This window comes from Alkalihalobacillus sp. MEB130, assembly GCF_032335535.1.
In the GTDB taxonomy this organism is placed as follows: Bacteria; Bacillota; Bacilli; order Bacillales; family Bacillaceae_D; genus Halalkalibacter.
The window spans coordinates 100,034-125,418 of the sequence record NZ_JAOANA010000001.1; the positions used below are offsets into that span (position 1 = coordinate 100,034).

At 40.8% G+C, this 25,385-nt stretch carries 22 protein-coding genes and 1 other RNA gene; 3 read left to right on the forward strand and 20 right to left on the reverse strand.

The features are described 5' to 3' along the window. Nucleotides 1-7: 7 nt before the first annotated feature. Nucleotides 8-1,189 (reverse strand): acetyl-CoA C-acetyltransferase, encoded by a 1,182-nt coding sequence (locus N0O92_RS00550; RefSeq protein WP_315612649.1) that lies wholly within the window; start codon nucleotides 1,187-1,189, stop codon nucleotides 8-10. A 20-nt stretch (nucleotides 1,190-1,209) separates the two neighbouring features. Then, on the reverse strand, nucleotides 1,210-3,570 hold the full coding sequence (locus tag N0O92_RS00555) for a 3-hydroxyacyl-CoA dehydrogenase/enoyl-CoA hydratase family protein (protein WP_315612650.1): 2,361 nt from the start codon (nucleotides 3,568-3,570) through the stop codon (nucleotides 1,210-1,212). A gap of 348 nt (nucleotides 3,571-3,918) precedes the next feature. On the opposite strand from N0O92_RS00555, the gene N0O92_RS00560 reads away from it, so the two are divergent. Both N0O92_RS00560 and N0O92_RS00565 read left to right on the forward strand, forming a co-directional pair. After that, nucleotides 3,919-4,218, forward strand: a complete 300-nt coding sequence (locus N0O92_RS00560; protein WP_315612897.1) for a hypothetical protein — start codon at nucleotides 3,919-3,921, stop codon at nucleotides 4,216-4,218. A 55-nt stretch (nucleotides 4,219-4,273) separates the two neighbouring features. Then, nucleotides 4,274-4,603, forward strand: coding sequence for a spore coat protein (locus tag N0O92_RS00565; RefSeq protein ID WP_315612651.1), 330 nt, complete (start codon nucleotides 4,274-4,276; stop codon nucleotides 4,601-4,603). Between the two features lie 115 nt (nucleotides 4,604-4,718). Here N0O92_RS00565 and N0O92_RS00570 read toward each other — a convergent pair whose 3' ends face one another. From N0O92_RS00570 to N0O92_RS00580, 3 genes are all read right to left on the reverse strand, one after another. Next, on the reverse strand, nucleotides 4,719-6,248 hold the full coding sequence (locus tag N0O92_RS00570; protein ID WP_315612652.1) for a methyl-accepting chemotaxis protein: 1,530 nt from the start codon (nucleotides 6,246-6,248) through the stop codon (nucleotides 4,719-4,721). A 143-nt stretch (nucleotides 6,249-6,391) separates the two neighbouring features. Next, a complete protein-coding gene (locus N0O92_RS00575) occupies nucleotides 6,392-7,282 on the reverse strand; it encodes a VanZ family protein (RefSeq protein WP_315612653.1) in 891 nt (296 codons plus the stop codon). A 49-nt stretch (nucleotides 7,283-7,331) separates the two neighbouring features. Next, nucleotides 7,332-8,315, reverse strand: a complete 984-nt coding sequence (locus N0O92_RS00580) for a nuclease-related domain-containing protein (RefSeq protein WP_315612654.1) — start codon at nucleotides 8,313-8,315, stop codon at nucleotides 7,332-7,334. An 834-nt stretch (nucleotides 8,316-9,149) separates the two neighbouring features. Here N0O92_RS00580 and N0O92_RS00585 point away from each other — a divergent pair. Next, a complete protein-coding gene (locus N0O92_RS00585; protein WP_315612655.1) occupies nucleotides 9,150-9,560 on the forward strand; it encodes an LAGLIDADG family homing endonuclease in 411 nt (136 codons plus the stop codon). Nucleotides 9,561-9,908: 348 nt separating this feature from the next. On the opposite strand, the gene ssrA is transcribed toward N0O92_RS00585, so the two are convergent. The 15 genes from ssrA to gap form a co-directional block, all read right to left on the reverse strand. Continuing rightward, nucleotides 9,909-10,246: a transfer-messenger RNA gene (gene ssrA, locus N0O92_RS00590) on the reverse strand. Between the two features lie 163 nt (nucleotides 10,247-10,409). Further along, nucleotides 10,410-10,883, reverse strand: coding sequence for an SsrA-binding protein SmpB (smpB, locus tag N0O92_RS00595; RefSeq protein WP_315612656.1), 474 nt, complete (start codon nucleotides 10,881-10,883; stop codon nucleotides 10,410-10,412). A gap of 79 nt (nucleotides 10,884-10,962) precedes the next feature. After that, entirely contained in the window at nucleotides 10,963-11,337 is a 375-nt protein-coding gene (locus N0O92_RS00600) for a DMT family transporter (protein WP_315612657.1), read from the reverse strand. Between the two features lie 96 nt (nucleotides 11,338-11,433). Further along, nucleotides 11,434-13,839 carry a ribonuclease R gene (gene rnr, locus N0O92_RS00605; protein WP_315612658.1) on the reverse strand — a complete coding sequence of 802 codons (2,406 nt, stop codon included), beginning with the start codon at nucleotides 13,837-13,839 and terminating at the stop codon, nucleotides 11,434-11,436. A 36-nt stretch (nucleotides 13,840-13,875) separates the two neighbouring features. Then, on the reverse strand, nucleotides 13,876-14,622 hold the full coding sequence (locus N0O92_RS00610; RefSeq protein WP_315612659.1) for an alpha/beta hydrolase: 747 nt from the start codon (nucleotides 14,620-14,622) through the stop codon (nucleotides 13,876-13,878). Continuing rightward, nucleotides 14,603-15,319, reverse strand: a complete 717-nt coding sequence (locus N0O92_RS00615) for an alpha/beta hydrolase (RefSeq protein WP_315612660.1) — start codon at nucleotides 15,317-15,319, stop codon at nucleotides 14,603-14,605. The genes N0O92_RS00610 and N0O92_RS00615 overlap by 20 nt, the downstream gene beginning before the upstream one ends. Nucleotides 15,320-15,468: 149 nt before the next feature. Beyond that, nucleotides 15,469-15,693: a preprotein translocase subunit SecG gene (secG, locus tag N0O92_RS00620; RefSeq protein WP_396334458.1), complete on the reverse strand. Its 225-nt coding sequence runs from the start codon at nucleotides 15,691-15,693 to the stop codon at nucleotides 15,469-15,471. 238 nt (nucleotides 15,694-15,931) lie between these two features. Further along, entirely contained in the window at nucleotides 15,932-16,717 is a 786-nt protein-coding gene (locus N0O92_RS00625) for an ABC transporter ATP-binding protein (RefSeq protein ID WP_315612662.1), read from the reverse strand. A 41-nt stretch (nucleotides 16,718-16,758) separates the two neighbouring features. After that, on the reverse strand, nucleotides 16,759-17,616 hold the full coding sequence (locus N0O92_RS00630; protein WP_315612663.1) for an ABC transporter permease: 858 nt from the start codon (nucleotides 17,614-17,616) through the stop codon (nucleotides 16,759-16,761). 525 nt (nucleotides 17,617-18,141) lie between these two features. Further along, nucleotides 18,142-18,828 carry a cyclase family protein gene (locus N0O92_RS00635; protein WP_315612664.1) on the reverse strand — a complete coding sequence of 229 codons (687 nt, stop codon included), beginning with the start codon at nucleotides 18,826-18,828 and terminating at the stop codon, nucleotides 18,142-18,144. 491 nt (nucleotides 18,829-19,319) lie between these two features. Further along, nucleotides 19,320-20,609 carry a phosphopyruvate hydratase gene (gene eno / locus N0O92_RS00640; RefSeq protein ID WP_315612665.1) on the reverse strand — a complete coding sequence of 430 codons (1,290 nt, stop codon included), beginning with the start codon at nucleotides 20,607-20,609 and terminating at the stop codon, nucleotides 19,320-19,322. Nucleotides 20,610-20,722: 113 nt separating this feature from the next. Further along, nucleotides 20,723-22,258, reverse strand: a complete 1,536-nt coding sequence (gene gpmI / locus N0O92_RS00645) for a 2,3-bisphosphoglycerate-independent phosphoglycerate mutase (protein ID WP_315612666.1) — start codon at nucleotides 22,256-22,258, stop codon at nucleotides 20,723-20,725. Further along, nucleotides 22,258-23,013 (reverse strand): triose-phosphate isomerase, encoded by a 756-nt coding sequence (gene tpiA / locus N0O92_RS00650; protein WP_315612667.1) that lies wholly within the window; start codon nucleotides 23,011-23,013, stop codon nucleotides 22,258-22,260. Before tpiA ends, gpmI begins: the two co-directional genes overlap by 1 nt. 42 nt (nucleotides 23,014-23,055) lie before the next feature. Then, on the reverse strand, nucleotides 23,056-24,240 hold the full coding sequence (locus tag N0O92_RS00655; protein ID WP_315612668.1) for a phosphoglycerate kinase: 1,185 nt from the start codon (nucleotides 24,238-24,240) through the stop codon (nucleotides 23,056-23,058). 89 nt (nucleotides 24,241-24,329) lie between these two features. Then, on the reverse strand, nucleotides 24,330-25,337 hold the full coding sequence (gene gap / locus N0O92_RS00660) for a type I glyceraldehyde-3-phosphate dehydrogenase (protein ID WP_315612669.1): 1,008 nt from the start codon (nucleotides 25,335-25,337) through the stop codon (nucleotides 24,330-24,332). Nucleotides 25,338-25,385 lie beyond the last annotated feature (48 nt).

A 25,385-nucleotide genomic window follows, 5' to 3' on the forward strand; every position in this document is an offset into this window, starting at 1 on the left:
CCTTTTATTAGCCAATCAGTTCAAATACTCCAGCAGCGCCCATTCCGCCTCCGATACACATCGTAACAACTCCAAATTGTTCGTTGCGGCGTTTCATTTCATGAATAAGAGAAAGAGTTAATTTTGTCCCTGTGCAACCAAGTGGGTGACCAAGTGCGATGGCTCCTCCATTCACATTGACTTTTGCGTAATCCAAGTTTAAGTGACGGATTACTTGCAGTGCTTGAGAAGCGAATGCTTCATTTAACTCAAATAATCCAATATCAGCTAACTCAAGTCCCGCCAATTGCAATGCTTTCGGAATCGCTTCAACAGGGCCAATTCCCATAACTTCTGGTGCAACACCTGCTACGGCAAACGAGCGAAATTTCACGAGAGGCTGTAACCCACTGGCTACGGCTTCTTCCCGGTCCATTACTAAAACAGATGCGGCACCGTCACTCATTTGTGAAGCATTTCCAGCTGTGACACTTCCTTTCGGATGGAAAACGGGGCGAAGTTTCGCTAGCCCTTCTGCAGTCGTTTCCGTCCTTACTCCTTCATCTGTATCAAACTGAACGCGCTTCTCTTTTAACTTGTTATCTGCGCCTACCGCACGAAGAGTCACATCAACAGGGACAATTTCGTCTTGAAACGATCCAGCTTCAATCGCAGCAGCTGCTCGCTTGTGACTTTCAACTGCAAATGCATCTTGATCGGCACGACTTACACCAAACCGGTTTGCTACCTCCTCGGCTGTATAGCCCATGCCCATGTAATACTCCGGCTGCTCTTCGACTAATGTAGGGTTAGGGGCGATCACATGGCCTCCCATTGGAATCATACTCATTGATTCCGCTCCGCCAGCAATCACTGCTTTTGCTTGCCCTAACATGATTCGTTCCGCACCATAAGCAATAGTTTGTAACCCTGATGAACAATAACGATTTATCGTAATAGCTGGAACTGTATGAGGCAATCCTGCTAAGGCAGAAATATTTCGAGCCATATTCATTCCTTGTTCTGCTTCAGGAGTCGCACATCCAATAATGACATCATCTATAAGTGAGGCATCATAATTCCCTGCCCGCTTTAACGTTTCACGTACGGTTAGAGCACCCAAATCATCGGGGCGTACATTCGCTAATGTTCCTTTTTTTGCTTTTCCGACTGGCGTTCGCGCGCCAGCTACAATAACTGCTTCCCTCATGTTCATTCCCCTCCTATCCATTAGTTACGAAGTGGTTTGCCTTTTGTGAGCATATGTTGCATACGTTGTTGAGACTTCGGTTCAGCAACGAGACTAAGGAAGGCTTCCCGCTCTAAATCTAGTAAATACTGTTCATCTACTAGTGTTCCTTTTGGCACTCTACCACCAGAAAGAGTGAATGCTAGTTTTTGAGCAATTTTCAAATCATGATCGGAAATCATCCCGCCAAATTTCATGGTCTTTGCACCAAGAAGCATCGTTGCATAACCTGATTCACCGACAACTGGAATTTTCGCTCGTTCTGGCGGACGATAGCCTTTTGCATCTAAATGAAGAACTTCTCTTTTCGCTCGATCAATCAGCAAGTCTCCATTGATTACGACTCCATCATGAGCACCGAGGAACCCATGGTTCACTGCTTCATGAGCCGATGTTGACACTTTTGCCATCGCGATCGTTTCAAACGTTTTAATTGCCACAGATTGTAAGTCTTTTCCGTCAGAGTTTTCTAAATTCCGAAGATACAGCTCTTTGTTGCCTCCCCCTCCCGGAATCAGACCAACACCAACCTCGACAAGTCCCATATACGTTTCAAGAGAAGCTTGAATACTTGCAGAAGGCAAACAAATTTCTGTTCCTCCTCCTAACGTCATTCCAAATGGAGCGGTCACGACCGGTTTTTCTGAATAACGAATGGTTGCCATCGCTTGTTGGAACTGACGAACAACAAGATCAATTTCAAAGAAATTGTCATCTTGAGCTTCCATTAAAATCATCATCAGGTTTGCACCAACACAGAAGTTTTTCCCCTGGTTGTTAATCACAAGCCCTTTGTAATTTTGCTCCACCTCTTTGATGGATTTATTGATCATTTGGATCACATCTGCACCAATGGAGTTATTAGGAGAATGGAATTCTAAAAGGGCAACATCATCCCCTATATCAAGTAACGATGCACCTGAATTTTTAAAGATCACATGGTCTGGTTTTAACGAAGACAGATGAATAATTTTTTCATTAACCGGTTTCGGCTCCTGTTTTCCATCATGGTAAAAACAGTTATCTGCATAAAAGGACTCCTGCCCTGTTGCCAGCATGTCTTTAACCCATGTAGGGATCGTTTCTCCTTCTGCTTCCATCCGCTCGACTGATTTGGCTACCCCAATTGCGTCCCACATCTCAAATGGACCGAGCTCCCAACCAAATCCCCATTTCATTGCTTGATCAACGGCATAAATGTCATTGGCAATCTCATATACTTTATCAGCAGAATATAGAAGAACGGGTTTTACTATGTTCCAGATAAGCTGTCCCGCACGATCATCTGAATAAGTAAGAATGTCAATTTTATCGGTTAGTTTTTTTGCTTGCTTCGCTCGTTCTATTGATGGAGCTTTCAGTTTTTTTCGTTCATTGTATTCAAGCGTTGATGGTTCTATTTCAAGTATTTCTTTTCCTTGTTTTAAGTAGAATCCTTGACCGCTCTTACTTCCTAGCCACCCTTTTTCGCCCATCTCTTTCATAAATGCCGGCGGGTCAAACATCTCTTTTTCAGAACCACTTGCAATGTCATGAACATTTTTGGCCACATGTAAAAACGTATCAAGACCCACTACATCAAGTGTTCGGAATGTGGCACTTTTCGGGCGTCCAATTAACGGACCTGTAACAGAATCAACTTCTCCAACGGAATATCCGCCTTTTATCATTTCGTCAACAGTTACAAGTAAGCCATATGTTCCAATTCGATTGGCAATAAAGTTAGGAGTGTCTTTTCCAATTACGACGCCTTTGCCTAGTGTTTCCTCGGCAAACGCTTTCATAAATGTCGTAACGTCTTCTTTTGTTTTAGCAGTCGGGATGACTTCCAACAGCTTTAAGTATCTAGGTGGATTAAAAAAGTGGGTTCCTAAGAAGTGGCCTTGAAAATCATCTGATAATCCTTGTGACATGGCTTCAATTGATATTCCTGATGTATTAGAGCTAACAATGGTCCCTGGCTTTCGAACTTCGTCGATCACTTTTAGTAATTGTTGTTTAATGTTTAGATTCTCAACGATCACTTCAATGATCCAATCAACCTCTTGAAGTCGGTGCAGATCGTCTTCGAGGTTTCCAGCTTCTATATAAGATAGCTTTTCTTTAGAGGAAAGCGGTGCTGGCTTTTGCTTACCTAATTTTTGCAGAGCTACTGAACTTAATCGATTTCGAACAGCTTTATCTTCTAGTGTCAAACCTTTTGCCTTTTCAGCAGCTGTTACCTCTTTTGGGACAATATCGAGTAATAAGGACGGGATGCCGACATTTGCTAAATGAGCTGCGATTCCTGAACCCATTACCCCCGAACCAATTACTGCCACTTTTCGGATATGACGAGTCATATTTCTCCCCCTTTTTCATTGCGTAAAGTAAGTATAACGAATGAATACTCATTCATTTTTGTTGCAAAAAAATAACGACAGCTTCATTTGTCATTTTCTAAAATTATCATACCGAATAATTCTCTTTTATGCAATACATTATTTAGAAAAAATTAAAGCGATTACATTTTGGGGTCAGACCCCTCTGCAGGTCTTTAAAGCACAAAAGTAAGGTTTGGAATTATAAGGGAAGTTGCCCTACTTGTTCATGACATAATATCGTTTAATGTTTCTACACTAATAAGGTATCCGAATGACGGATACGTTGCTTTTGGGCAACATCCAAAGGAGGGTATAACGATGGATCAGATGCAAACGATGCAAAATCAACAACAGTCAATGAACATGCAAGGCGGACAGCAACAACAACAAATGACGTACCAAACACCACCTGCCATTGTAACAACAAAGGATCATTTGTATTTAAATGATATGTTGTCTTGGAACTTACTTGCGATGAAAAAAGCTCATTTCTTTGCACAACAATGTCAGGACCAAGAAATTAAGTCGGTTCTAGAGAAAACGGGTCAAATGCACCAACGTCATTATGAAAAGATTCTAAGCCACTTAAAAACTCAACAACCACAACAATCTATGCCAATGCAGTAAGATATCCAAAAGGCTTTTCTTTTTGGATACTTTAATTATAGGGGGTATTTGCATCATGAATCAGCAATCTAAAAAAATTCAAAATCCAGAAATGCAAGTTCCTAAAACACCACAAATGAACGACCGCGATTATATTAATGATATTTTGTCATGCGCGAAAATGATGACAAACAACTACAGTGTTGCGTTAAATGAGATGAGTAATGACCAATTGTATCAGGACATCCATCAAATTTTTAACGAAACACAAAATTGTCAACGAGAACTATACAACACGATGTTCCGCAAAGGATTCTACGGATTAGAAGCGGAGGATCAACAAAAAATTGATCAGTCCTTTCAGCAATTCTCTGGGTATAGCACACAATTTCCTTATCAACAATAGCATCACAAACAATGAGAATCAAAAGGTCAAACGACCTTTTGATTCTCTATTATTTCCAGAAAGATTCTTTTGTCCGATCAATCAGCCAGCGTTTTAAGCTTTTTATCCAACTATTTTATTTCGCTTGTTGCTGATCAACTTGATTCGTAAGACGTTCCAACTCTTCTCCTAGTTCTGCTAAAGCCTGAACGATTTGATTCGATGTCTCAACAGATGCAAGCTGTTGCTGTGACGCACCAGCAATTTGTTCACTGTTCACCTGTGACGTTTGCGTTATATCTGTCATACCCGAAACGGACACTCCGACTGCTTTAGATTGATTCGATATCTCTTTTGATTTTCCGATCATGTCAACTAGTTGTTTATCAACTTCTTTTGCAGCTAAAACAATTTTTTCAAACACTGCTTTAACAGATGAGATCGTATCGCGCCCTGATGCGACTTCTACCTGACTCGCATTCATTACTTTTACAGCTTGAGATGTCTCTTTTTGTATGTCTTGAATAATCGCATTAATTTCGGTTGTTGAATTTTCTGTTTGTACCGCTAGTTTCCGCACTTCCTCCGCTACAACCGCAAAGCCGCGGCCATGTTCCCCCGCACGTGCGGCTTCGATTGAGGCATTTAACGCTAACAAATTCGTTTGACTTGAAATATCGGTAATCGCTGTGACAATTTGGCCAATTTGTTTCGAACGTTGCTCTAATCCACCAATGACTTCTCTCATTTGCGTCATTAATTGATACATCGAGTCCATTTGTTTTGTAGACTGATCAATGACTGTCCGCCCTTCCTGAGCCTCTTCCGACGTGGTTGCTGAAGATTCTTTAACGGCTTGCGTACTTTTAGCAATGGATTGTATTCGTTTGTTCATTGTATCAATGAGCGCTTCACTTTCCTCTGCATGAGCCAATTGTTTTTCTGCTCCTGCTGCCATTTGTTGAATCGCTTCTGAGATTTCTCGACTGACTACCTCAGACTCCTCTGATCCAACTTTTAACTGGTGAACCGTTTCCAATACTTGTTTCGATGTTTTTGTTAACTGACTTAGGACGAGCTCGGCTTTTCGTTTCTGCTCTTCTTTTTCTTTTTCCAAGTTCAAAAGATGTTTATTTTTTAAATAAATAATTAAAATAGCTGCCCCACTCATTAAAATAAGATACACCGCATGAATCATTAACAACGAAAACATATACTCATTCGTTCCACATAACAACTGCGGAAAGAAAAAATAGCCCGCAAAATGCTGGATTGCAAATATGGTCGCACTTATCAAGATGAGTTTAATGGAATCAAAAAAGATAATAAAGGCCAATACCATAAAAATCGAAAAGTGATACTCGACTAGGCCGTCCCCTCCGGCAATAATGGAAATGCTTGAAAATGTTAATGTTAACGTAATCAAAAGTGGCAACGCTTTCTCTTTTCCCACTTTATAAAAGTAAAAACTAACACCAAGAAGAACAATCGGAATAGCTAGAAAAACATTTTGTATAAAAAGCAACCCCGGTGACAATGGTCCTACCCCTTGTATTAACAAATATGTATTAAGAAAACCAAAAACTCTGTGCAATGCATGCGTGACAAGCGATAACAAAACCAATAACGCCGCAATTCCAATCATAATCTGATTGCGATTTTTCACCTTTACTCCCCCTCACGATTTCTCCCCAACTAACACAAAGTTCTATATACCCCCTTTTTACTAGGTCTAAACCACTATTCGCCTTATTTTTTATCTTAAATTTAAAACAGTAAAAAGCGTATGACATATGTCACACGCTTTTTTTAGATTTTTCTTTTTCTACGACCCATTCTCGTTGTCGAGTCTATGACTTCTTGCTTTTTCTTTCGCGGGAACATGGTATAGAGAACTACTGCCAACGTTGCCCCTGTGAAACCACCTGAAAAATCTAACAGGACGTCTTCTACTAACGGCGTTCGATTCGGTGTGAACGCTTGGTGAACTTCATCCGAAATAGCATAAAGAAGGACGAACACTAACGCCCCTATATAACTTGTTTTCTTTTTGCAACGACTGGCCCATAACGCCCGGTACATTAAAAATCCTAGTACGAAGAAAAAACCAAAATGAGCCCCTTTTCGAATTAGAAACTCAATAAAACCCTCTAGGCCGAGACGCTCGACACTGATTTCACTTCCAGCATAACGAAAGCTTAGTGCTTCAAGAACGTTTTGCGCTCTCCCTTGTAGAAGGAAATCTTTTATGAATAATAAAAACGTCTCTATCCGAAAGGCAAACAAAGCCGCAAACAGAACCAAAGCTCCACTCGTAACAAAAACTAAGGCCAGCCACCCTACCGCTCTGCTCACTCGTTTCATGCCTTTTTGCTTTACCGCTTTTATAAACAACTTGCCGAGAACCGCAACCGCTGCAACTAGGAACACCCCTATAAATGCGGCAAGAATCTTCCATCTTTCCACAATCACTTGCAAAGTGCGGAGAAAGCCGTTTTCTTCTATATAAAGCCTGTGCTCAATATGCTCCATTCTGATTTGATGATACATCTCTTTTATTCGTTCTACGTCCGTAGCTTGAGAGATATACGGGCGAATGTCTTGTTCTTCGTAAGGCTGAGATGATGCAGTAAAGATCATAGCCGCCACGAACAAAACAGGTAACCAGTAAAACATGACAATCTTAAACCATCTCTTCATTCATTACTCCCATTTCATTCGTAGATTCGTTTTCCTTTGTTGTAGTATATCATAGATTATTTGGGAGATTTTTGTTTGAGAGATGATAGATTGTTCCTTTTTTTGTACCAGTGGACGTTATATTTAATGATTTTAGTAAGTCTGAAGCTATATTCCTTGATGTGATATGGAGAAACGTACGTAATTGATGATTTGTAATAGAGGATCGAAGGAGGAGGGTGTAATCTTGCAATGAAGAAAGATGAGCGTTTTGGGATGTAAACAAGCAAGTTGGACAGATCCACTTTCCACTTTTTCTTGTCATGGGGATGGCTGTGCACTGGGGACAGGATACACCTTTTACAAGTTCACTTTCTCGAATGTGAAATTCTTGAAGGATATCTACGTGCTTCGGAGTATGTTTTTTGAGGAGTGTCGTGTTAAGCTTTCGAAGGTCTTTCGGCGAGAAACGATTGTTTGCATACTTGTTTTGCACCTGTTCCATTTTTGTTAGAAAGTTGGCACTGTGAATGATTCTCTGAATTGAGTGTTGAGGTTGGTTAGAGGATTTTATAATCGTAGAAGGATTGCTGATGACGACAACGGATTCTAATGGAATCGGCGGAAACTTGTTTAGCTCTAACCAATTCCCAAACTGCAATTCATGTCGCTTCACTTGCAACAATGGATTCGGAAAACCGGTTTCCCTTCCATCTTTCGTCCGAACAAGTTGAGAAAACGTACCATCAAAGTGAATCGTCCCACTTATATTTTTGATTTCTACCAACAGAAGAAAAGAGGATGACACAACGAGCGTATCCATTTGAAAAAAAGAAGTTTCATCCGTTAACCTGAGATCGTTATAAATCATGTATTTGGTCTTATCGAGAAATAACAAATAATAATCTAGCGCCTGCTCGCCCCGGAATCCAGCCATTCTTTTCGCTAACTCTTCCTGTATTTGAGGTTTTTTCGGGTGAGCTTCCGGTAATCTCCTCAGCAACGCTTGTAATTGTTCGATTTTACGTGGAATTTCTCGTTCTTTTTGAATCAATGAACATCACTCCTTTGTTTTGGTGGAGTTATATTCTAGTTAGTGTGGGAAAACTCCTTTATTTTTATTAAAGGAACTTTTATATGCGGCATTCCACGGTCTTTTGCGGCAGTCCTGGGCTTATATGCGGCTCCTCCGTAGCAAGAGCCTACTCCCATTTTCTTTTTAAAAATTTATGCGGCAAATCGGAAACCTTATGCGGCAAATCAAAGGTTGTATGCGGCTGGCTGAAAATTTATGCGGCAAATTGAAACACATTTGCGGCTCGGCCTACTTTATGCGGCTTCTGTTATATTTTTGCGGGTAATTGCACGATTATGCGGCACCCCCTCTCCCCTTTGCGGGAGAATGGTCTTATTTGCGGCACTCGCTTCTTTTTTGCGGCTAAACTCCATCGCATATGAAAGAGCACACAATAGTCCTGCCGCCGGTGTGCTCTCCTTTCCGCCTCACCCTTCTTTATCCCCAATAAAGAGATTCCGCAAATGAAAGCCCCTTCCCTCCATGTGGATAACTACATTCCTCCGAAAAAAAATACAGACTTCCTGTGGTTATGTGAATACAATTGTGAGTAATGAGGATAAGTTTTACCCTTGATTAATTTCACAGACACAGTGACAACTGACTAGTTTCGAACATTGAGGAGAGTTATGAGAACCTGTTAAATAAAAAGATGTGCGATTTTTTAACAAGAAGAGTTGTCTTATAAAGTCGAGCGATAATATCATTATAAAAACTGTTTTCATATACTTTGTTGTTTCTTATTACTTTTTCCGTAACGGTCCGTTTACATTTCACGCCTTAAACAAACGTTCTTGAAGGGGGCTTTTTTAGATGTTATCCAGAACGGAAGCCGCTTATTTAGCTGGTATTATTGATGGCGAGGGAACAATTACCTTAACTAAAATCAATCGCTCCGAAAACCGTAGGCCCGTTATCTCTATTGCTAGTACAGATAAAGAGTTATTAATCTATATCCAACAACTTACGGGTGGTTACATCTCTTCGAAAAAAAATTACCATCCCTCATTTCATAAGAATTCATTTTCTCTAATAATAAAAAACAAAGAAGATATATTTTATCTACTAAAATCAATCATTCCCTATCTTAGAATTCCTCAAAAAATCAAAAGAGCAAACCTTATTCTTCATAAATACAACATAGTTACAAGACGAAACGGCAAGTACACTCCAGACGCACTGATCTCAAAACGGCAATTTGAACATGACTTCTTTTCTTCTTAAACACAAAAAGAACCGCATGACCTCTGCAGTCATGCGGTTCACGGTATGGTTTTGGTGGAGACGGTGGGACATGTTGTTCCAAGCTTTCGCATTGGCACTGACTATATCTTGAACTTGACCTTCATCAAGTCCCTTGGCGTATTATGAAGTACATAAATTTGTCAGACTCCTGACTGAATACTTCATCCTAGTACTACCTAACAAATAGGCAGCCTATAAGTCGATACACGGCTGTTGGATTGCTCCACATACCGCTCGATGTTACCTTATCATCCAAAGATGACGTAGACTTCATCGATAAAGCCAAGTTATTCACTCATGTGTCACCACATGAGGCGACTATTTCCATAATCGAACCCACGTCCAAGAATAACGACACTTACGCTTCTACGAGCGTAGTCACTGTATTAGCATTTCGCCAACACTTCGGCCCAATGACAGGCTTCCATGAGGCTAGTCTGATTAGTCTCTTCCTTCACCCTCAGACGGAGGGTAACCGGCGTAGCCCACTTAGAGTGAGTCCCAGATCCTACCACATGGGCGATGGAGGGTGGAACCGCAAAGCGCTATTAAGCTGCTAGTGCGAAGTTGTTGTTTTCTTTGCCAGTTAATTGGCTTTGGCGTTTTAACGAGGCCGACCCCCTCGACTCGCCACGCAAGTACGACCTATCCCTGTCGAATCCAAAACGTCCCCAAAATGAAGTTAGCTGTAAGGTTTCCCTTGCAAGCTAAGCGGTAAAAGAATGTCCAGGCAATAAGATGATCTCTCGCTCTGGACATTTATTATTATAGCACACTGAGTTATTCATGCAACTGGTAATTAACTACCAGTAAAACCATTCAAGTAAATTAGCCTTTCATGCGTTCTTTTAGCGCTCGATCGACTTCACGTTTCGCATCTTGACGCTTCAACGTTTCTCGCTTGTCATAGTTCTTCTTCCCTTTCGCAAGACCAATTAACACTTTTGCAAATCCGTTTTTAATATACACTTTCAATGGAACAAGTGAATATCCTTTTTGTTGAGTTTGACCGATTAGTGTATTAATCTGCTTTTTATGAAGAAGTAACTTACGCGCACGTGTTGGTTCGTGATTGTAGCGATTCCCTTGTTCGTACTCACTTATATGAGCGTTATGAAGATACATTTCGCCATTTGAAATACGAGCAAACGAGTCTTTTAAGTTCATCCGACCAGCACGCATCGATTTTATCTCTGTCCCTTTTAAAACCATTCCAGCTTCATATGTTTCTTCAATAAAATAATCATGCCCTGCTCGCTTATTTTGAGCAATCACATTACGATCTTTGTCTTTAACAGCCATCTTCTACACCCTTTTGTGACATGACATTTTCTTAATGATAGCAAACGAAAAAGCGAACCGTCAATGTTCGAAGATGATTCTATAAAGAATTAGTCTGACTTGACTCAACTTGTTTAATTAGTTTCTTCGTTTGTTCGGATGGAGTAGTAACATTGACTAAAACAATTCCGATCACAATAAACCCTATCCCTACCAATCCTATTGGACTTATTTTTTCATTCCAAATAAAATAACTAACTAAAGATGCACCAGCGATCCCCACTCCACACCATGTTGCATAGGCCACGCTTAGTGGAATCGACTTGAATGACAACGATAAGAAAAACAAAGCCAAACCATACCCTAAGATACTGCCGATAACCGGAAATAATTTAGTAAACCCATTTGACGCTTTCAACATGGCCGTACCAAAAATTTCTGAAACGATTCCAATGGCTAAAAAAACATACGCCATAATGAGCCCCCTTCGTTTCATTATGTAAAAAGCCTCTCTCCATATAATATCAAGCCAGTTAGGATCATATGCCTAACTGGCTTGATGCGAACTACCTTATTTCCTACGCTTCTTCCCTTTTTTCCGTTTCGCACTCGGTGCATTTTCATAAAATTTCTTTTTCTTACGCTTTTGACCTCCACCAGATTGGTCATCTTTTTTCGCACCATTATTGCCACGGCCTTCTCCGCCAGATCCACGGCCTCCGCGACCTTCTCCAGCAGCCCCACGACCACCACGGCCGCCTCCAGCGCCGCCACGTCCACCACGTGGTTCACGCTTTCCACCAACAATGACTTTTGGACGGTCACGAACTTCACGGCGCTCTCTCGGCTTCATACCAACAACTTCAAAATCAATGGATGCTTCATCGACATTTACGTTCGTTACTTTTACTTCGATTTCATCACCGATGCGGAATGTCTTTCCAGTACGCTCCCCGATCATCGCATACTGCTTTTGATCATAATGATAATAATCATCTGTTAAGTAACTCACGTGAACGAGACCTTCAATTGTATTTTCAAGTTCCACGAACATCCCGAAGTTCGTTACACCACTAATCATACCTGTGAACGTTTCACCAATTTTGTCTTCCATATACTGAGCCTTTTTAATGCTATCCGTATCACGTTCTGCTTCTACTGCTCGTCTCTCCATTTCTGAAGAATGGCGTGTAAGCTCCGGTAAAACAGCATTCATACGCTCTTGAGTCGCTTCATCCACATTTCCTTTAATTAAATACTCCCGAATAAGGCGGTGCACAAGCAAGTCAGGGTAACGACGGATCGGTGATGTAAAGTGAGTATAAAACTCGGTTGATAACCCGAAGTGACCTAAACTATTCACATCATATTTCGCTTGCTGCATCGAACGAAGCATAACCGTGCTAATAACTGTTTCTTCTGGCTCGCCTTTAATTTCTTCAAGTAGCTTTTGAAGAGCACGAGGATGAACCGTGTTTGCATTTCCGCGAACAACATAACCGAAGTTCGTAATAAACTCAAGGAACTTCCCTAGCTTTTCCGCATCAGGATCTTCATGAATTCGGTACACAAACGGAAGCTTCAACCAGTGGAAATGCTCCGCAACGGTTTCATTCGCTGCTAACATGAACTCTTCGATGAGCTTTTCTGCCACAGAACGAGTTCGAATAACAACATCGGTTGGTTTGCCTTCTTCATCCACAAGTACTTTTGCTTCTTTAAAGTCAAAATCAATCGCCCCGCGCTCGAAACGTTTCTTCCGTAAAATCGCCGCAAGCTCTTCCATATCTTCAAAAAACGGAACGAGGGACTCATAATTTTTACGAGTTTCCTCATCTTTTTCAACCAAAATTTGATTTACATCAAAGTACGTCATTCGCTCTGTTGTTTTAATCACACTTTGGAAAATCTCATGTTTAACAACATTTCCGTTTGGATCAATTTCCATCTCACATGTGAGTGTTAGACGATCGACTTTCGGATTTAAACTACAAATTCCGTTAGAAAGTCTGTGTGGAATCATCGGTATCACTCGGTCTGTTAAATACACACTCGTGGCACGATCAGCTGCTTCTAAATCGATCGGTGACCCTTCTTTTACATAGTGAGTCACATCAGCGATCGAAACTCCTAACAAGTAGTTGCCATTTTCCAAACGTCTGACATGAACGGCATCATCTAAATCCTTCGCGTCCGCACCATCAATCGTAACAATCGTCTCATCACGAAGATCACGACGATCCTTTAAGTCAGCTGGATCGATTTGGTCTGGTACCGAGTTCGCATGTTGAATCACTTCATCAGGAAACTCAATTGGAATGCCATGTTTGTAAATGATCGATAAAATATCCATCCCTGGATCATTTTTATGACCTAATACTTTAATGACTGTCCCTTCTGCACTCATTCTACCTTCAGGATACTTTGTAATTTTAACGACGACCTTGTGTCCGTCCACAGCACCTTGAGCTTGGTCTTGTGGAATAAAAATATCATTGGCCACACGTTTGTCATCCGCTACGACAAATCCGTATGAACCTTGATCTTGATACGTGCCGACAACCTCTGTTGTCCCACGTTCAACGATTCGAATTACTTGCCCCTCCGGTCTTGTTCCTGATGACTTTTGATTCAGACGAACAAGGACTGTATCACCATTCATTGCACTATTTAAATCACCGCTAGTGACATACACATCATCCATTCCCTCTACTTCTGGAAGGATAAAGGCAAAGCCTTTAGCATGACCTTGAACGCGGCCTCGTACTAAGTTCATCTTTTCAGGAAGACCGTAGCGATCTGTTCTTGTTCGCACAACTTGTCCTCGGTCTTCTAATTCGTTTAATGCTTTTACTAGTTCTTTAAATTCATCACTGTTGTCAATGCCAAACGCTTCTTCAATCTCTTTAATAGAAAGAGGTTTTTCGGCTGATTCGCGAAAGTGCGACAACAGTCGTTGAATTAGATCTTCATTCAATGTTAGAACTCCTTTCGGTAACAGCTTCTTTCTATTCTAGACGGTCCAATCTAGAGATTCTAAAAATTGATACACATCATCATGAAGCTGTTCTTTTTCTTTATCTAATGTAATGACATGAGTTGACTCTTCATACCATTTTAATGATTTTTGTTCCGATTCTACTTGATCATGTATGATGTTGGCACTTTGAATATCAATCATCTGATCATGACGTGCTTGGACTACAAATGTGGGTGAGTAAATGAAATCAAGATGGTCCTTCACATCGTTGATTAACCCTTGTAAGCCATTTAATGTTCCCATTGGTGAATCCTTAAATGCTTCCATCTCTTCTTCAATTTGGTCGACTGGCTTCTTTTCTAGCTGCTTATATTGCTTAGCATAAGCTAGAACACCTTTATAAATGGCATCTTCCGTTTTGGGTTTCATCGGGGCACACATCGGCACAATTCCCTTTATAGGTAGAGTGTACCCGATTTTCAGTGAGAATACCCCTCCGAGCGAAAGCCCACAAACAGCAATTTCTTCATGCCCTTTGCTTTTTAAAAATTCATAGCCTTCTACAACATCTTGCCACCAATCTTCTGGACCTGTATGTACTAATTCTTCAGGAGGGACACCATGTCCTTTATATAACGGAGCATGACATGTATATCCTTGATTTTGCAAATGTCTGCCAAGCATTCTCACATCTGCTGTTGTTCCTGTAAACCCGTGCAACAGCAAAACAGCACGTTTCCCTCCCTCAAACGTAAATGGTTTAGGTGCAACCACTTTCATCTTCATCTTCCTCTCTACACAAAAATGCCTCGATCTTATTAATTAGTATCTTCTTTTCAAAGCCATGGCAAATCAAATGCTTTGACTCTGGTAAGAAATTAAGCTCTTTTTTTTCAGACTGAATGTTTTCATACAAATAAAGAGCACTTTTTCTCGGAACAATCCCATCAAGCTCTCCTTGTAAAATCAGACAAGGAACCGTTACTTTTTTTACAAACGGCTTGATTTTTTTTACCACTTGCATAAATTGAAAAACCGCCGTCATCGGTGTATCCATAATCTTTTTTCGATATAAAAGAAAATGCTCATCTGCATTAAGCTTCCCTTGTACATGAAGGCGCACTTTATCCTTTAATTCTTGCAATAGTTGTTGAGGATTTCCATAGTAAGCAGCTGCACTTAACAAAACAAGCCTTGAGACGTTGTACTTAGCTGCAATATAACAGGCTAACATTCCGCCCATTGAAAAACCTATCACATACACTTTCTCGCAACGCTTCAATAACTCCTGAACCGACATTTCCGCGGCATACACCCACTCCTGATACGTGACGTCACGTAAATTGCCGTTAGGGCCATGTCCTGGCAAAGTCGGAGTATAAACAAGCCAGCGTTTCTCTTCAAGAAAATAGGTTGAGACCGGCTCTACTTCCCATGGTTCCCCTGTGAACCCATGTAAACATAGACAGCCAATCATATAATCCCCCACCTTTCTCGTTTGCTATAAGCATCCTACTATGCCTTATATGTATCACTCCCTAGTTTATTCCCAACAACTACTGATATAAAACGTCTGTCCAATAAAAAGCAAAGAAGCAGTGGGCATAGGCACCCACTGCTTGAACATTACAAGAAATATGCAACCATAACGGTTAAAACGAAGAACAACACAGCTAAAACAACTGTGGCTTTAATGAGTACTGCATCAATCCCACGAGCTTTTTGCTTTCCAACAAGCTGTTCAGCTCCACCAGAAATCGCTCCTGAAAGACCAGCACTTCTACCTGATTGCAATAGTACGACAGCAATTAAACTAATTGATACGATAACAAGTAAAACGGTTGCTACCATTTGCACGTTTCCTACACCTCCAAGCACAGTTTGCGCTTATATTACTGTACCACAAAAAAGCTTGAATTCACAATAGAAAAGTGAGCGTTTTCTAGGCAAATGGTTTGGCGACCTGCTCGAGTAATCATTCAGTTTCTGAGCTATCGTTACACGGTTTTATGGAAAACATACTCTGTTTTCTGTTTGTATAGTTTACACAATATTCAAACTAATTTAAGGCCACTTGCTCGAACAGTCTTTAATGTTTTAACCCTTTTGATATTTCTCCAACCAAATGGCTAAATTCTGGCGTACTTCGGAACGTGTCATCACGTTCATACGCGGGAACATCAAACACATCTGTTATTCGTCCAGGTCTTGCACTCATAACCGCAATCTTCGTTGATAAAAACACCGATTCAAAGACGTTATGAGTAATAAATAAAACGGTCATCCCTGTTTTTTCCCAGATTTTCAGTAACTCATAATGCAAATTTTGTCTCGTCATTTCATCTAAAGCACCAAATGGTTCGTCCATTAACAGCAGCTTTGGCTTCGCAATAAGGGAACGAGCAATCGAAACCCTCATCTGCATCCCCCCTGAAAGCTGTCTTGGGAGTGCTTTTTCATACCCTGCAAGGCCAACCATTTCAAGAACTTCCTTGCCTCTAGTTTGTCGCTCTTTTTTCGAAACTCCTTTTAGCTCTAATGGAAGAGAGACATTATCGAGAACTGATTTCCATGGTAATAAAGTCGCGTGCTGAAATACAAATCCGACTTCATTTCGATCAATGGCTGTTTCTCGTTGCGAGGAATCGATCATCTCCACTTGTCCCGATGTTGGTTCACTTAAACCAGCAATAATCTTAAAAATAGTCGATTTCCCGCAACCAGAAGGACCTACAAATGAGACAAATTCCCCTTCTGGAATATCAAGATTCACTTCACTTAATGCCGTTATCGACCCATTATAAATTTTACTAACATTGTTAATTCGCAACATCGACGTTGCTAGTGCTTTCTTTTCTGCCGTTGATGTTCTCATTTCACATCTCCCCTTCAAATTAAATGAATATTCAAATATTTTTACTCTTGTTCCATTTCCGATTCATGCCAAGATCCTAAGAATATTCTTGAGATATAACTAACAAGTAAAAAGAAGGCGATACCTAAAACAGCAGCAGATAAACCTAAAGCAAAAAGGTACGGTGTTTGTAATCTAGATGCTGCAACGGTGATGGCATACCCTAATCCACCAGCTCCTCCACCAACGCCTGCAATATACTCTCCAACAATGGCTCCAACAACTGCCAACGTACATGAGATTTTTGCACCTGCAATGATATAGGGAAGTGCTGCAGGAAAGCGAAGTTTCCACATCACTTGCCATTTAGACGCATTGTAAAGGTAGAAGAGATTTTTCATATTGTGATCGGTCGCATTTAGACCAATTAACGTATTTGATAACATTGGGAAAAATCCAATCGTAAAAGCAATAATAACAATGGCATTCATTCCAGACCCAAACCAGATCACAATGATCGGGGCAATCGCAACAACTGGAATTGTTTGTAAAATGATGGCGTAAGGATAGAAACTTCGCTCAACCATTTTTGAACTCGCCATTAAAACCGCGACTCCAATTCCACCTATGACACTTAAAATAAATCCAGATACCGCACTATAGATGGTCGTCAGTAAGGCGGCTGATAGATTGCTCCAATTTTTCACAGCGGCATCAAATATGTCTGTTGGCTTTGGCAGAATATAATGTGGGGTCCCGAGTAGCGTTACAGCTACTTGCCAAAACACAATAAATGAAAGAAGGGCGACAACAGGTGGCAACACTTTCTTCATCCACTCACTACTCTTTTTGTTCACTGCAGCGACTGCTTGACTATTGACAACAACTTGACTTGATCCATTTACGGCTTCTCTAGACATGCGTTGCACCACCTTTATTTGTATTAGGTATACTTGAACTATTTGCGATGTTATGGAACACTTCGTTAATGTTACTCTTCTTCATATTCTTCCTCCCTTGTTTCCTTTTTCAGCTCCAGTGAGATATCGACATTTCCTTTTCGTTTTCAGTAGATAAGATGAACCAATCTCCTTTCAAGTGAACCCTTTTTATATGACTAGTTACAATCCACAATAATTTGTCTGATTTTTAGATAATTCGAATATAAGGTAAGACTAATAGAAAAGGAACTTATTTTGTTAAATATAGTAAAGTTTCCTTACAAGCTTTTTAAATTGACTATTCGAGCTTCATTTCTCTCGTTTTACTCGTTTTGTTCTAGATGAACAAAGCATCGGGACTATCTACTTTTTCAGCCTGTATCGATCTTTTAAGCTCTTTCCTCTGTACTAATAGAGTGTTTTCATAGAAAAAAACAGTAGTGAATGTCAGAAAAAGATACGTTTACTCTGACTAAAATCAATACTGTTTTTTAGAGGCTTTCTTTAATCCACTAACAAGGCTACTGCTCGAATTGGAGAGCCTGTTCCATTTCTAATTTTTAATGGCAGACCGATATAAAGGAAGCACCGGTTAACCACTTCACGTAAGTTGCAAAGGTTTTCTGTATTCGTAATTTGATATTCTCTACAAACGAGATGTCCCGAAAATTTACGGTCATTCGTTTGGTCAATAGAAGGAGCGTCAATTCCAATGTTTTTCACTCCCATTTCTGCCAGCCATTTTGCTGCTTGATAATGTAAACCTGTATGACGTGTAAACCACTCCTCTCCGCCATAAGCTCTTTCGTAATGACCGGTATAAAGAAGAACAATGTCACCATCCTCAATTTTTTCTCCTGATTGTTTCACCGATTCTTTTATATCTTTTTTCATAATAAATTGATCTGGTTCAATATGAGAGAGATCAAGACAAATAGCCGGTCCATAAAAAGAGTTTAAGTCCATTTCGTCGATGGTTGGACCATCTGGATCATATTCATAAATGGCATCACTATGCGTTGGTACATGTTCATTCAGAATCAACCCATTTGTTGCAAATTCAAATCCTAATTTTTGCTTTGTTACCTCATGAGATATATTTTGAAAAATAACCGTTTGTTGCTGTATGGGCAAGACCGGCATACCTTGATAGATTTCTTGTGATAAATCAATCAACTTGGTTGTCGTCATGGTGATTCTCTCCTCTAATCAAATTTTTGATATAGTTTGAGTGTCGAACAATCATAGGTAGAGAAGGCACGAAGAGGTTCAAACACATTAGATCGCATGTAAGTAGCTTACCTTAAGAATAATAGATGTTCCCTTTTATATGGTAAAATCAGTAATTAAATCTCACAAACTTTTCTTGGTTATTTGTAAGGTTTATTGAGGTTGTGGAATTTGTAACACTAAGCTTGACGTTCGGTTCTTCTTGTGCGGACTGAGGAGACCTTATTTGAAGCAAAACTGTACTGTATAGGCTAGAAAAGGACAGGAGGTTCCCTATTTAGCTAATAGAAAGCTGTTTTCTCATGATTTTCATACAATAAGGTACCTGGTGGCCGCTCACTCCTTAAAAAGAAAGATTTTCTAGAAATAAGGTACCTGGTGTCCGCTATGAAAGTTCTCCCCCCACCCCAAAAAAACGCGCTCCCATTAGGGAACGCGTTCTTCATACTTCATTATTTTTTCAAGTTATAAAATGCAGATAAACCGCCGTAAGTAGCTACGTTAGCAAGCTCGTCTTCGATGCGAAGAAGTTGGTTGTACTTCGCCACACGGTCTGTACGAGAAGGAGCACCAGTCTTGATTTGACCAGCATTCGTTGCAACAGCGATGTCAGCGATTGTTGCATCTTCTGTTTCACCAGAACGGTGAGAGATAACAGCTGTGTAACCAGCACGCTTCGCCATTTCAATAGCTTCAAACGTTTCTGTTAAAGTACCGATTTGGTTTACTTTGATTAAGATTGAGTTACCAATTCCTTTTTCGATACCTTCAGCAAGTTTTGTTGTGTTTGTAACGAACAAGTCATCACCAACAAGTTGAACTTTGCCACCAAGACGATCTGTTAGAAGTTTGAAACCTTCCCAATCGTTTTCGTCTAAGCCATCTTCAATAGAGATGATTGGGTATTTTGAGCAAAGATCTTCGTAGAACGTAACCATCTCTTCAGATGTAAGGCTCTTGCCTTCACCAGCTAAATGATACTTTCCATCTTCTTTGTTGTAGATTTCAGAAGCTGCAACGTCCATTGCAAGTTGAACTTCTTCCCCTGGTTTGAAACCAGCTTTTTCGATTGCTTCGATGATGGTAGAAAGTGCTTCTTCGTTTGAAGAAAGGTTTGGAGCGAATCCACCTTCATCACCTACAGCTGTGTTGTAGCCTTTTGATTTTAGTACAGATTTTAAGTTATGGAAAATTTCCGCACCCATGCGAAGAGCTTCGTGGAAGTTTTCAGCACCTACAGGCATAACCATAAATTCTTGAATGTCTACGTTGTTATCAGCGTGCTCACCACCGTTGATGATGTTCATCATTGGTACTGGAAGTTGCTTCGCGTTGAATCCGCCAAGGTACACATATAAAGGTACACCTAGAGCGTCAGCAGCAGCATGAGCAACAGCCATAGACACACCAAGGATCGCGTTCGCACCTAATTTGCTTTTGTTGTCTGTTCCGTCAAGGTCGATCATTAATTGGTCGATTCCAAGTTGATCAAGAGCATCGAAACCGATTAGCTCAGGAGCAATTACTTCATTTACGTTATCAACCGCTTGAAGAACTCCTTTGCCCATATAACGCTCTCCACCATCACGAAGCTCAACTGCTTCGTACTCACCTGTAGAAGCTCCACTTGGTACTAATGCGCGTCCCATTGCACCTGACTCAAGGTATACTTCTACTTCAACTGTTGGATTACCACGAGAATCTAATACTTCGCGAGCATAAACATCTGTAATCATTGTCATTGTAAAGTCACTCCTTAAAATTTATCAATTTATTTTCAGTCAAAATGTTTCTTTTCATGCAGTCAAACGTATTGTAATTCAACCGAATTCACATATTTCCTGCTAAAAAATCTTTATTTTTTAATTAATGAAACTCCAGTCATCTCTTTTGGTTGCTCTCCGCCTAGTAACGACAATACAGTCGGTGCTAAGTCAGCAAGCTTTCCGTCTTGATGTAACTGAATTCCATTTTCCGTCACAATTACAGGTACACGGTTAGTTGTGTGTGCCGTCATTGGCGTATCTTCTAATGTGATTACCTCATCTGCATTTCCGTGATCAGCGGTAATAACAGCGGCACCACCTTTTGCAATAATCGCATCTACTACTTTCCCTAAACACTCATCCACTACTTCAACCGCTTTAATCGTTGGCTCAAGCATTCCTGAGTGACCTACCATATCAGGGTTAGCAAAGTTCAAAATAATCGCATCATGCTTATCAGCTTCAATGTCAGCAAGTAACGCGTCCGTTACTTCGTATGCACTCATTTCAGGCTGTAAGTCATACGTTGCTACTTTTGGTGAATCAATTAAGATTCGTTCCTCGCCTGGAAACGGCTCCTCACGGCCACCACTAAAGAAGAACGTAACATGCGGATATTTTTCTGTTTCAGCAATACGTAATTGCTTAAAGTTTTGTTGTGATAACACTTCACCGAGTGTGTTATCTAGGTTTGTCGGTTTGAATGCAACAAAGCCATCCACTGTCTCACTAAACTTCGTTAAGCACACATAATGAAGGTTTCTTGGGTGCATATCCCCACGATCAAAACCGCGGAAATCTTCATTTGTAAATACTTGAGACATTTGAATCGCACGGTCTGGACGGAAGTTAAAGAAAATAACCGCATCATCATCTCCAACTGTTCCTACAGGCGTACCATCTTCTTTTGTAATAACAGATGGAATGACAAACTCATCATGAATCTCGTTTTTGTAATTATCCGTTACTACATCAATTGGATTCGTGTAAGCTGGACCTTCTCCGTATACCATCGCACGGTAAGACTTCTCGACACGTTCCCAGCGACGGTCGCGATCCATCGCATAATAACGGCCGTGAATCGAAGCAATTTCCCCTACACCTAAATCTTCAATTTTGCTTTGTAAGGCACGAATGTACACTTCAGCTGATGTCGGACCTACGTCACGTCCATCTAGGAAGCCGTGAATGTAAACTTTCTCAACGTTTTCACGTTTAGCAAGTTCAAGTAGGGCATACAAATGCTCAATGTGACTATGAATGCCGCCATCTGATAAAAGACCATATACATGAAGAGCACTGTTCTTCTCTTTTACATGGTTCATCGCCGCATGAAACGTTTCGTTTTCAAAAAACTCTCCTTCGCGAATCGATAAATTCACGCGTGTTAAGCTTTGATACACAATACGTCCAGCACCAATGTTCAAGTGGCCTACTTCCGAATTCCCCATTTGACCTTCTGGCAAACCAACCGCTTCCCCTTGTGCTTCAAGAGTGGCATGCGGATATTGGTTCCAGTAGCGGTCAAAGTTAGGCTTTTTCGCTTGAGCGACAGCATTTCCTTTTACTTCATCTCTCATCGCAAATCCATCTAGGATGATAAGAGCTACTGGTTTCTTACTCATTATTTACCTTCCTCCAAGAGTGCAAGGAATGAATCAGCTTCAAGACTCGCTCCACCTACAAGTGCTCCGTCAATATCAGACTCGGCCATGTATTCTTTAATGTTTGCAGGTTTCACGCTTCCGCCGTACTGAATACGAACCGCTTCTGCTGCTTCTGGTGAGAACGCTTCTGCAACGACTTTACGGATGTATAAGCATACTTCATTTGCATCAGCTGCAGAAGAAGATTTGCCTGTACCGATTGCCCAGATTGGCTCATAAGCAATCACTGTGTTTTTCACTTGATCAGCTGTTAACCCAGCTAAACCAGCTTCCACTTGTACTTTTACAACATCGTTTGTTTTGCCAGCTTCACGCTCGTCATCTGTTTCACCGCAACACATGATTGGTACTAAGTTGTGCTTGAAAGCAGCGTGAACTTTTTTGTTTACTGTCTCATCTGTTTCAGCAAACATTTCACGACGCTCAGAGTGTCCAATAATAACGTAGTCTACTTTCAAATCAGCTAAAGCAACAGGACTAATTTCACCTGTGAATGCACCATTCTCTTCAAAGTGAACGTTTTGAGCACCAACTTTAAGATCTGTTCCTTCAGTTTGACTCACTAAACTTTCTAAAAATAGAGCTGGTGAGCAAACAACGGCATCTACTTCACTGTTAGCTGGAACACTTGTTTTTACCGCTTCAACGAATTGCTTCGCTTCCCCAAGCGTTTTGTTCATTTTCCAGTTACCTGCAATAATTGGCTTACGCATAGTCCTTCACCTCTTTATTGGATTAAAGCGGGGTCTGACCCCTTATTTATCGTTTAATGCTACTAGTCCTGGAAGCTCTTTGCCTTCCATGAATTCAAGTGATGCACCGCCACCTGTTGAGATGTGGCTCATCTTACTCGCAATGCCGAATTTTTCAACAGCTGCTGCAGAATCTCCTCCACCAATAACAGAGTACGTGTCTGTGCTATCAGCTAAAGCTTCTCCGACTCCTCTTGTTCCTTTAGAGAACGCTTCTAATTCGAATACGCCCATTGGTCCGTTCCAAATAACAAGTTTCGATTCAGAAATAACGTTACGATATGTATCAATCGTTTTTGGTCCGATATCAAGTGCTTCCCAGTCTGAAGGGATTTCGTCGATATTGACCACTTTGATGTTAGCATCGTTTGAAAAATCATCAGCAACCGTTACATCTACTGGCATGTAGAAGTTTACATTGTTTGCTTTTGCCTTTTCCATAAATGTCTTTGCAAGATCAATCTTATCTTCTTCAAGTAAAGATTTCCCAACTTCGTGGCCTAGTGCTTTCACAAATGTGTAAGCAAGTCCTCCACCAATGATTAAGTTGTCTACTTTATCCAAAAGGTTATCGATAACACCAATCTTATCTTTTACTTTCGCTCCACCGATAATCGCTGTGAATGGGCGCTCTGGATTAGAAAGTGCTTTTCCAAGAACATCTAGCTCTTTTTCCATTAAAAGACCGGCTACAGCTGGTAAATGATGAGCAATTCCTTCTGTTGACGCATGCGCACGGTGAGCCGCCCCAAATGCATCATTTACATACACATCTGCAAGTGCAGCAAATGCTTTTGCTAGTTCAGGATCGTTCTTTTCTTCGCCAGCATAGAAGCGAACGTTTTCAAGCAATAATACGTCACCTTCAGATAGAGCATTTGCCGCTTCTTCTGCTTGTGGTCCATGTGCTTCGTCTACTTTTTTCACGTCTTTGCCAAGCAATTCACTTAAGCGAGCAGCAACAGGAGTTAAACGTAGCTCTTCAACCACTTCGCCTTTTGGACGACCAAGATGAGAAGCAAGAATGACTTTCGCACCTTGTTCTACTAATGCTTGAATCGTTGGGATCGCAGCACGGATACGTGTTTCATCCGTTACTTGTCCATCTTTCATTGGAACGTTGAAATCAACACGACAAAATACTTTTTTTCCTTTAAGGTCGATATCACGGATTGTTTGTTTGTTCATTTGGCTAGACCTCCTGTATAATAGCGATTTTTTACAGCGGAAAGAGGAGGAAACTTTCATCATCTTCCTCCTCCACCAACTGTTACTTATTATAGTCCTTGCTTAGCAATGTAATCAACAAGATCTACAACACGGTGAGAGTAACCAGACTCGTTATCATACCAAGAAATCACTTTTACCATGCTGCCTTCCATAACCATTGTTGAAAGAGCATCAATTGATGAAGAATGCGGGTTGCCGTTATAGTCACTAGATACTAGTGGCTCTTCGCTGTAGTGAAGGATTCCTTTTAATGGACCTTCAGCAGCTTCACGAAGTGCATTGTTCACTTCTTCAGCCGTAACGTCTTGGTTTAACTCAGCTACTAAGTCAACTAGAGATACGTTAGGAGTTGGAACACGCATAGCTCCACCGTTTAATTTACCTTTAAGCTCAGGAAGTACAAGAGCAACTGCTTTTGCAGCACCTGTAGATGTAGGAATGATGTTTTCAGCAGCTGCACGCGCACGACGGTAGTCCTTGTGTGGAAGGTCAAGGATTTGTTGGTCATTTGTGTACGAGTGAACAGTTGTCATCATACCACGCTTGATTCCAAATTTATCGTTAAGAACTTTTGCAAATGGAGCAAGACAGTTTGTTGTACAAGATGCGTTAGAGATAACGTGGTGGCTACCAGCATCGTACTTGTCTTCGTTAACACCCATTACGATTGTGATATCTTCATCAGATGCAGGAGCAGAGATGATTACTTTCTTCGCACCAGCTTCGATGTGTTTTGCAGCATCTTCACGCTTAGTGAAGAAACCAGTTGATTCAACAACTACTTCTACTCCACGGTTAGCCCACTCAAGTTTCGCTGGGTCACGCTCAGCAGAGATGTTGATTTCTTGTCCATTTACAACAAGAGAGTTGCCGTTTACAGATACTTCAGCATCTAAGTTGCCGTGTACTGTGTCATATTTAAGTAAGTGTGCAAGCATGTTAGCATCTGTTAAATCGTTGATTGCTACTACCTCTACTGCAGGGTTGTTTAATGCTGCACGAAATACGTTACGTCCAATACGTCCAAAACCGTTAATACCAATCTTTGTTGCCATGTTCAAATCTCCTCCTAGTAACTTAAAAAGAATTTATCTAAAAGAGCA

Excerpts from the sequence above, each read along its gene's own strand:
- N0O92_RS00550 (WP_315612649.1), bottom strand. The coding sequence starts at position 1,189 with ATGAGGGAAGCAGTTATTGTAGCTGGCGCGCGAACGCCAGTCGGAAAA.
- N0O92_RS00555 (WP_315612650.1), bottom strand. The coding sequence starts at position 3,570 with ATGACTCGTCATATCCGAAAAGTGGCAGTAATTGGTTCGGGGGTAATG.
- N0O92_RS00560 (WP_315612897.1), top strand. The coding sequence starts at position 3,919 with ATGCAAACGATGCAAAATCAACAACAGTCAATGAACATGCAAGGCGGA.
- N0O92_RS00565 (WP_315612651.1), top strand. The coding sequence starts at position 4,274 with ATGAATCAGCAATCTAAAAAAATTCAAAATCCAGAAATGCAAGTTCCT.
- N0O92_RS00575 (WP_315612653.1), bottom strand. The coding sequence starts at position 7,282 with ATGAAGAGATGGTTTAAGATTGTCATGTTTTACTGGTTACCTGTTTTG.
- N0O92_RS00585 (WP_315612655.1), top strand. The coding sequence starts at position 9,150 with ATGTTATCCAGAACGGAAGCCGCTTATTTAGCTGGTATTATTGATGGC.
- smpB (WP_315612656.1), bottom strand. The coding sequence starts at position 10,883 with ATGGCTGTTAAAGACAAAGATCGTAATGTGATTGCTCAAAATAAGCGA.
- N0O92_RS00600 (WP_315612657.1), bottom strand. The coding sequence starts at position 11,337 with ATGGCGTATGTTTTTTTAGCCATTGGAATCGTTTCAGAAATTTTTGGT.
- N0O92_RS00610 (WP_315612659.1), bottom strand. The coding sequence starts at position 14,622 with ATGAAAGTGGTTGCACCTAAACCATTTACGTTTGAGGGAGGGAAACGT.
- N0O92_RS00615 (WP_315612660.1), bottom strand. The coding sequence starts at position 15,319 with ATGATTGGCTGTCTATGTTTACATGGGTTCACAGGGGAACCATGGGAA.
- secG (WP_396334458.1), bottom strand. The coding sequence starts at position 15,693 with ATGGTAGCAACCGTTTTACTTGTTATCGTATCAATTAGTTTAATTGCT.
- N0O92_RS00625 (WP_315612662.1), bottom strand. The coding sequence starts at position 16,717 with ATGAGAACATCAACGGCAGAAAAGAAAGCACTAGCAACGTCGATGTTG.
- N0O92_RS00630 (WP_315612663.1), bottom strand. The coding sequence starts at position 17,616 with ATGTCTAGAGAAGCCGTAAATGGATCAAGTCAAGTTGTTGTCAATAGT.
- N0O92_RS00635 (WP_315612664.1), bottom strand. The coding sequence starts at position 18,828 with ATGACGACAACCAAGTTGATTGATTTATCACAAGAAATCTATCAAGGT.
- eno (WP_315612665.1), bottom strand. The coding sequence starts at position 20,609 with ATGACAATGATTACAGATGTTTATGCTCGCGAAGTATTAGATTCTCGT.
- gpmI (WP_315612666.1), bottom strand. The coding sequence starts at position 22,258 with ATGAGTAAGAAACCAGTAGCTCTTATCATCCTAGATGGATTTGCGATG.
- tpiA (WP_315612667.1), bottom strand. The coding sequence starts at position 23,013 with ATGCGTAAGCCAATTATTGCAGGTAACTGGAAAATGAACAAAACGCTT.
- N0O92_RS00655 (WP_315612668.1), bottom strand. The coding sequence starts at position 24,240 with ATGAACAAACAAACAATCCGTGATATCGACCTTAAAGGAAAAAAAGTA.
- gap (WP_315612669.1), bottom strand. The coding sequence starts at position 25,337 with ATGGCAACAAAGATTGGTATTAACGGTTTTGGACGTATTGGACGTAAC.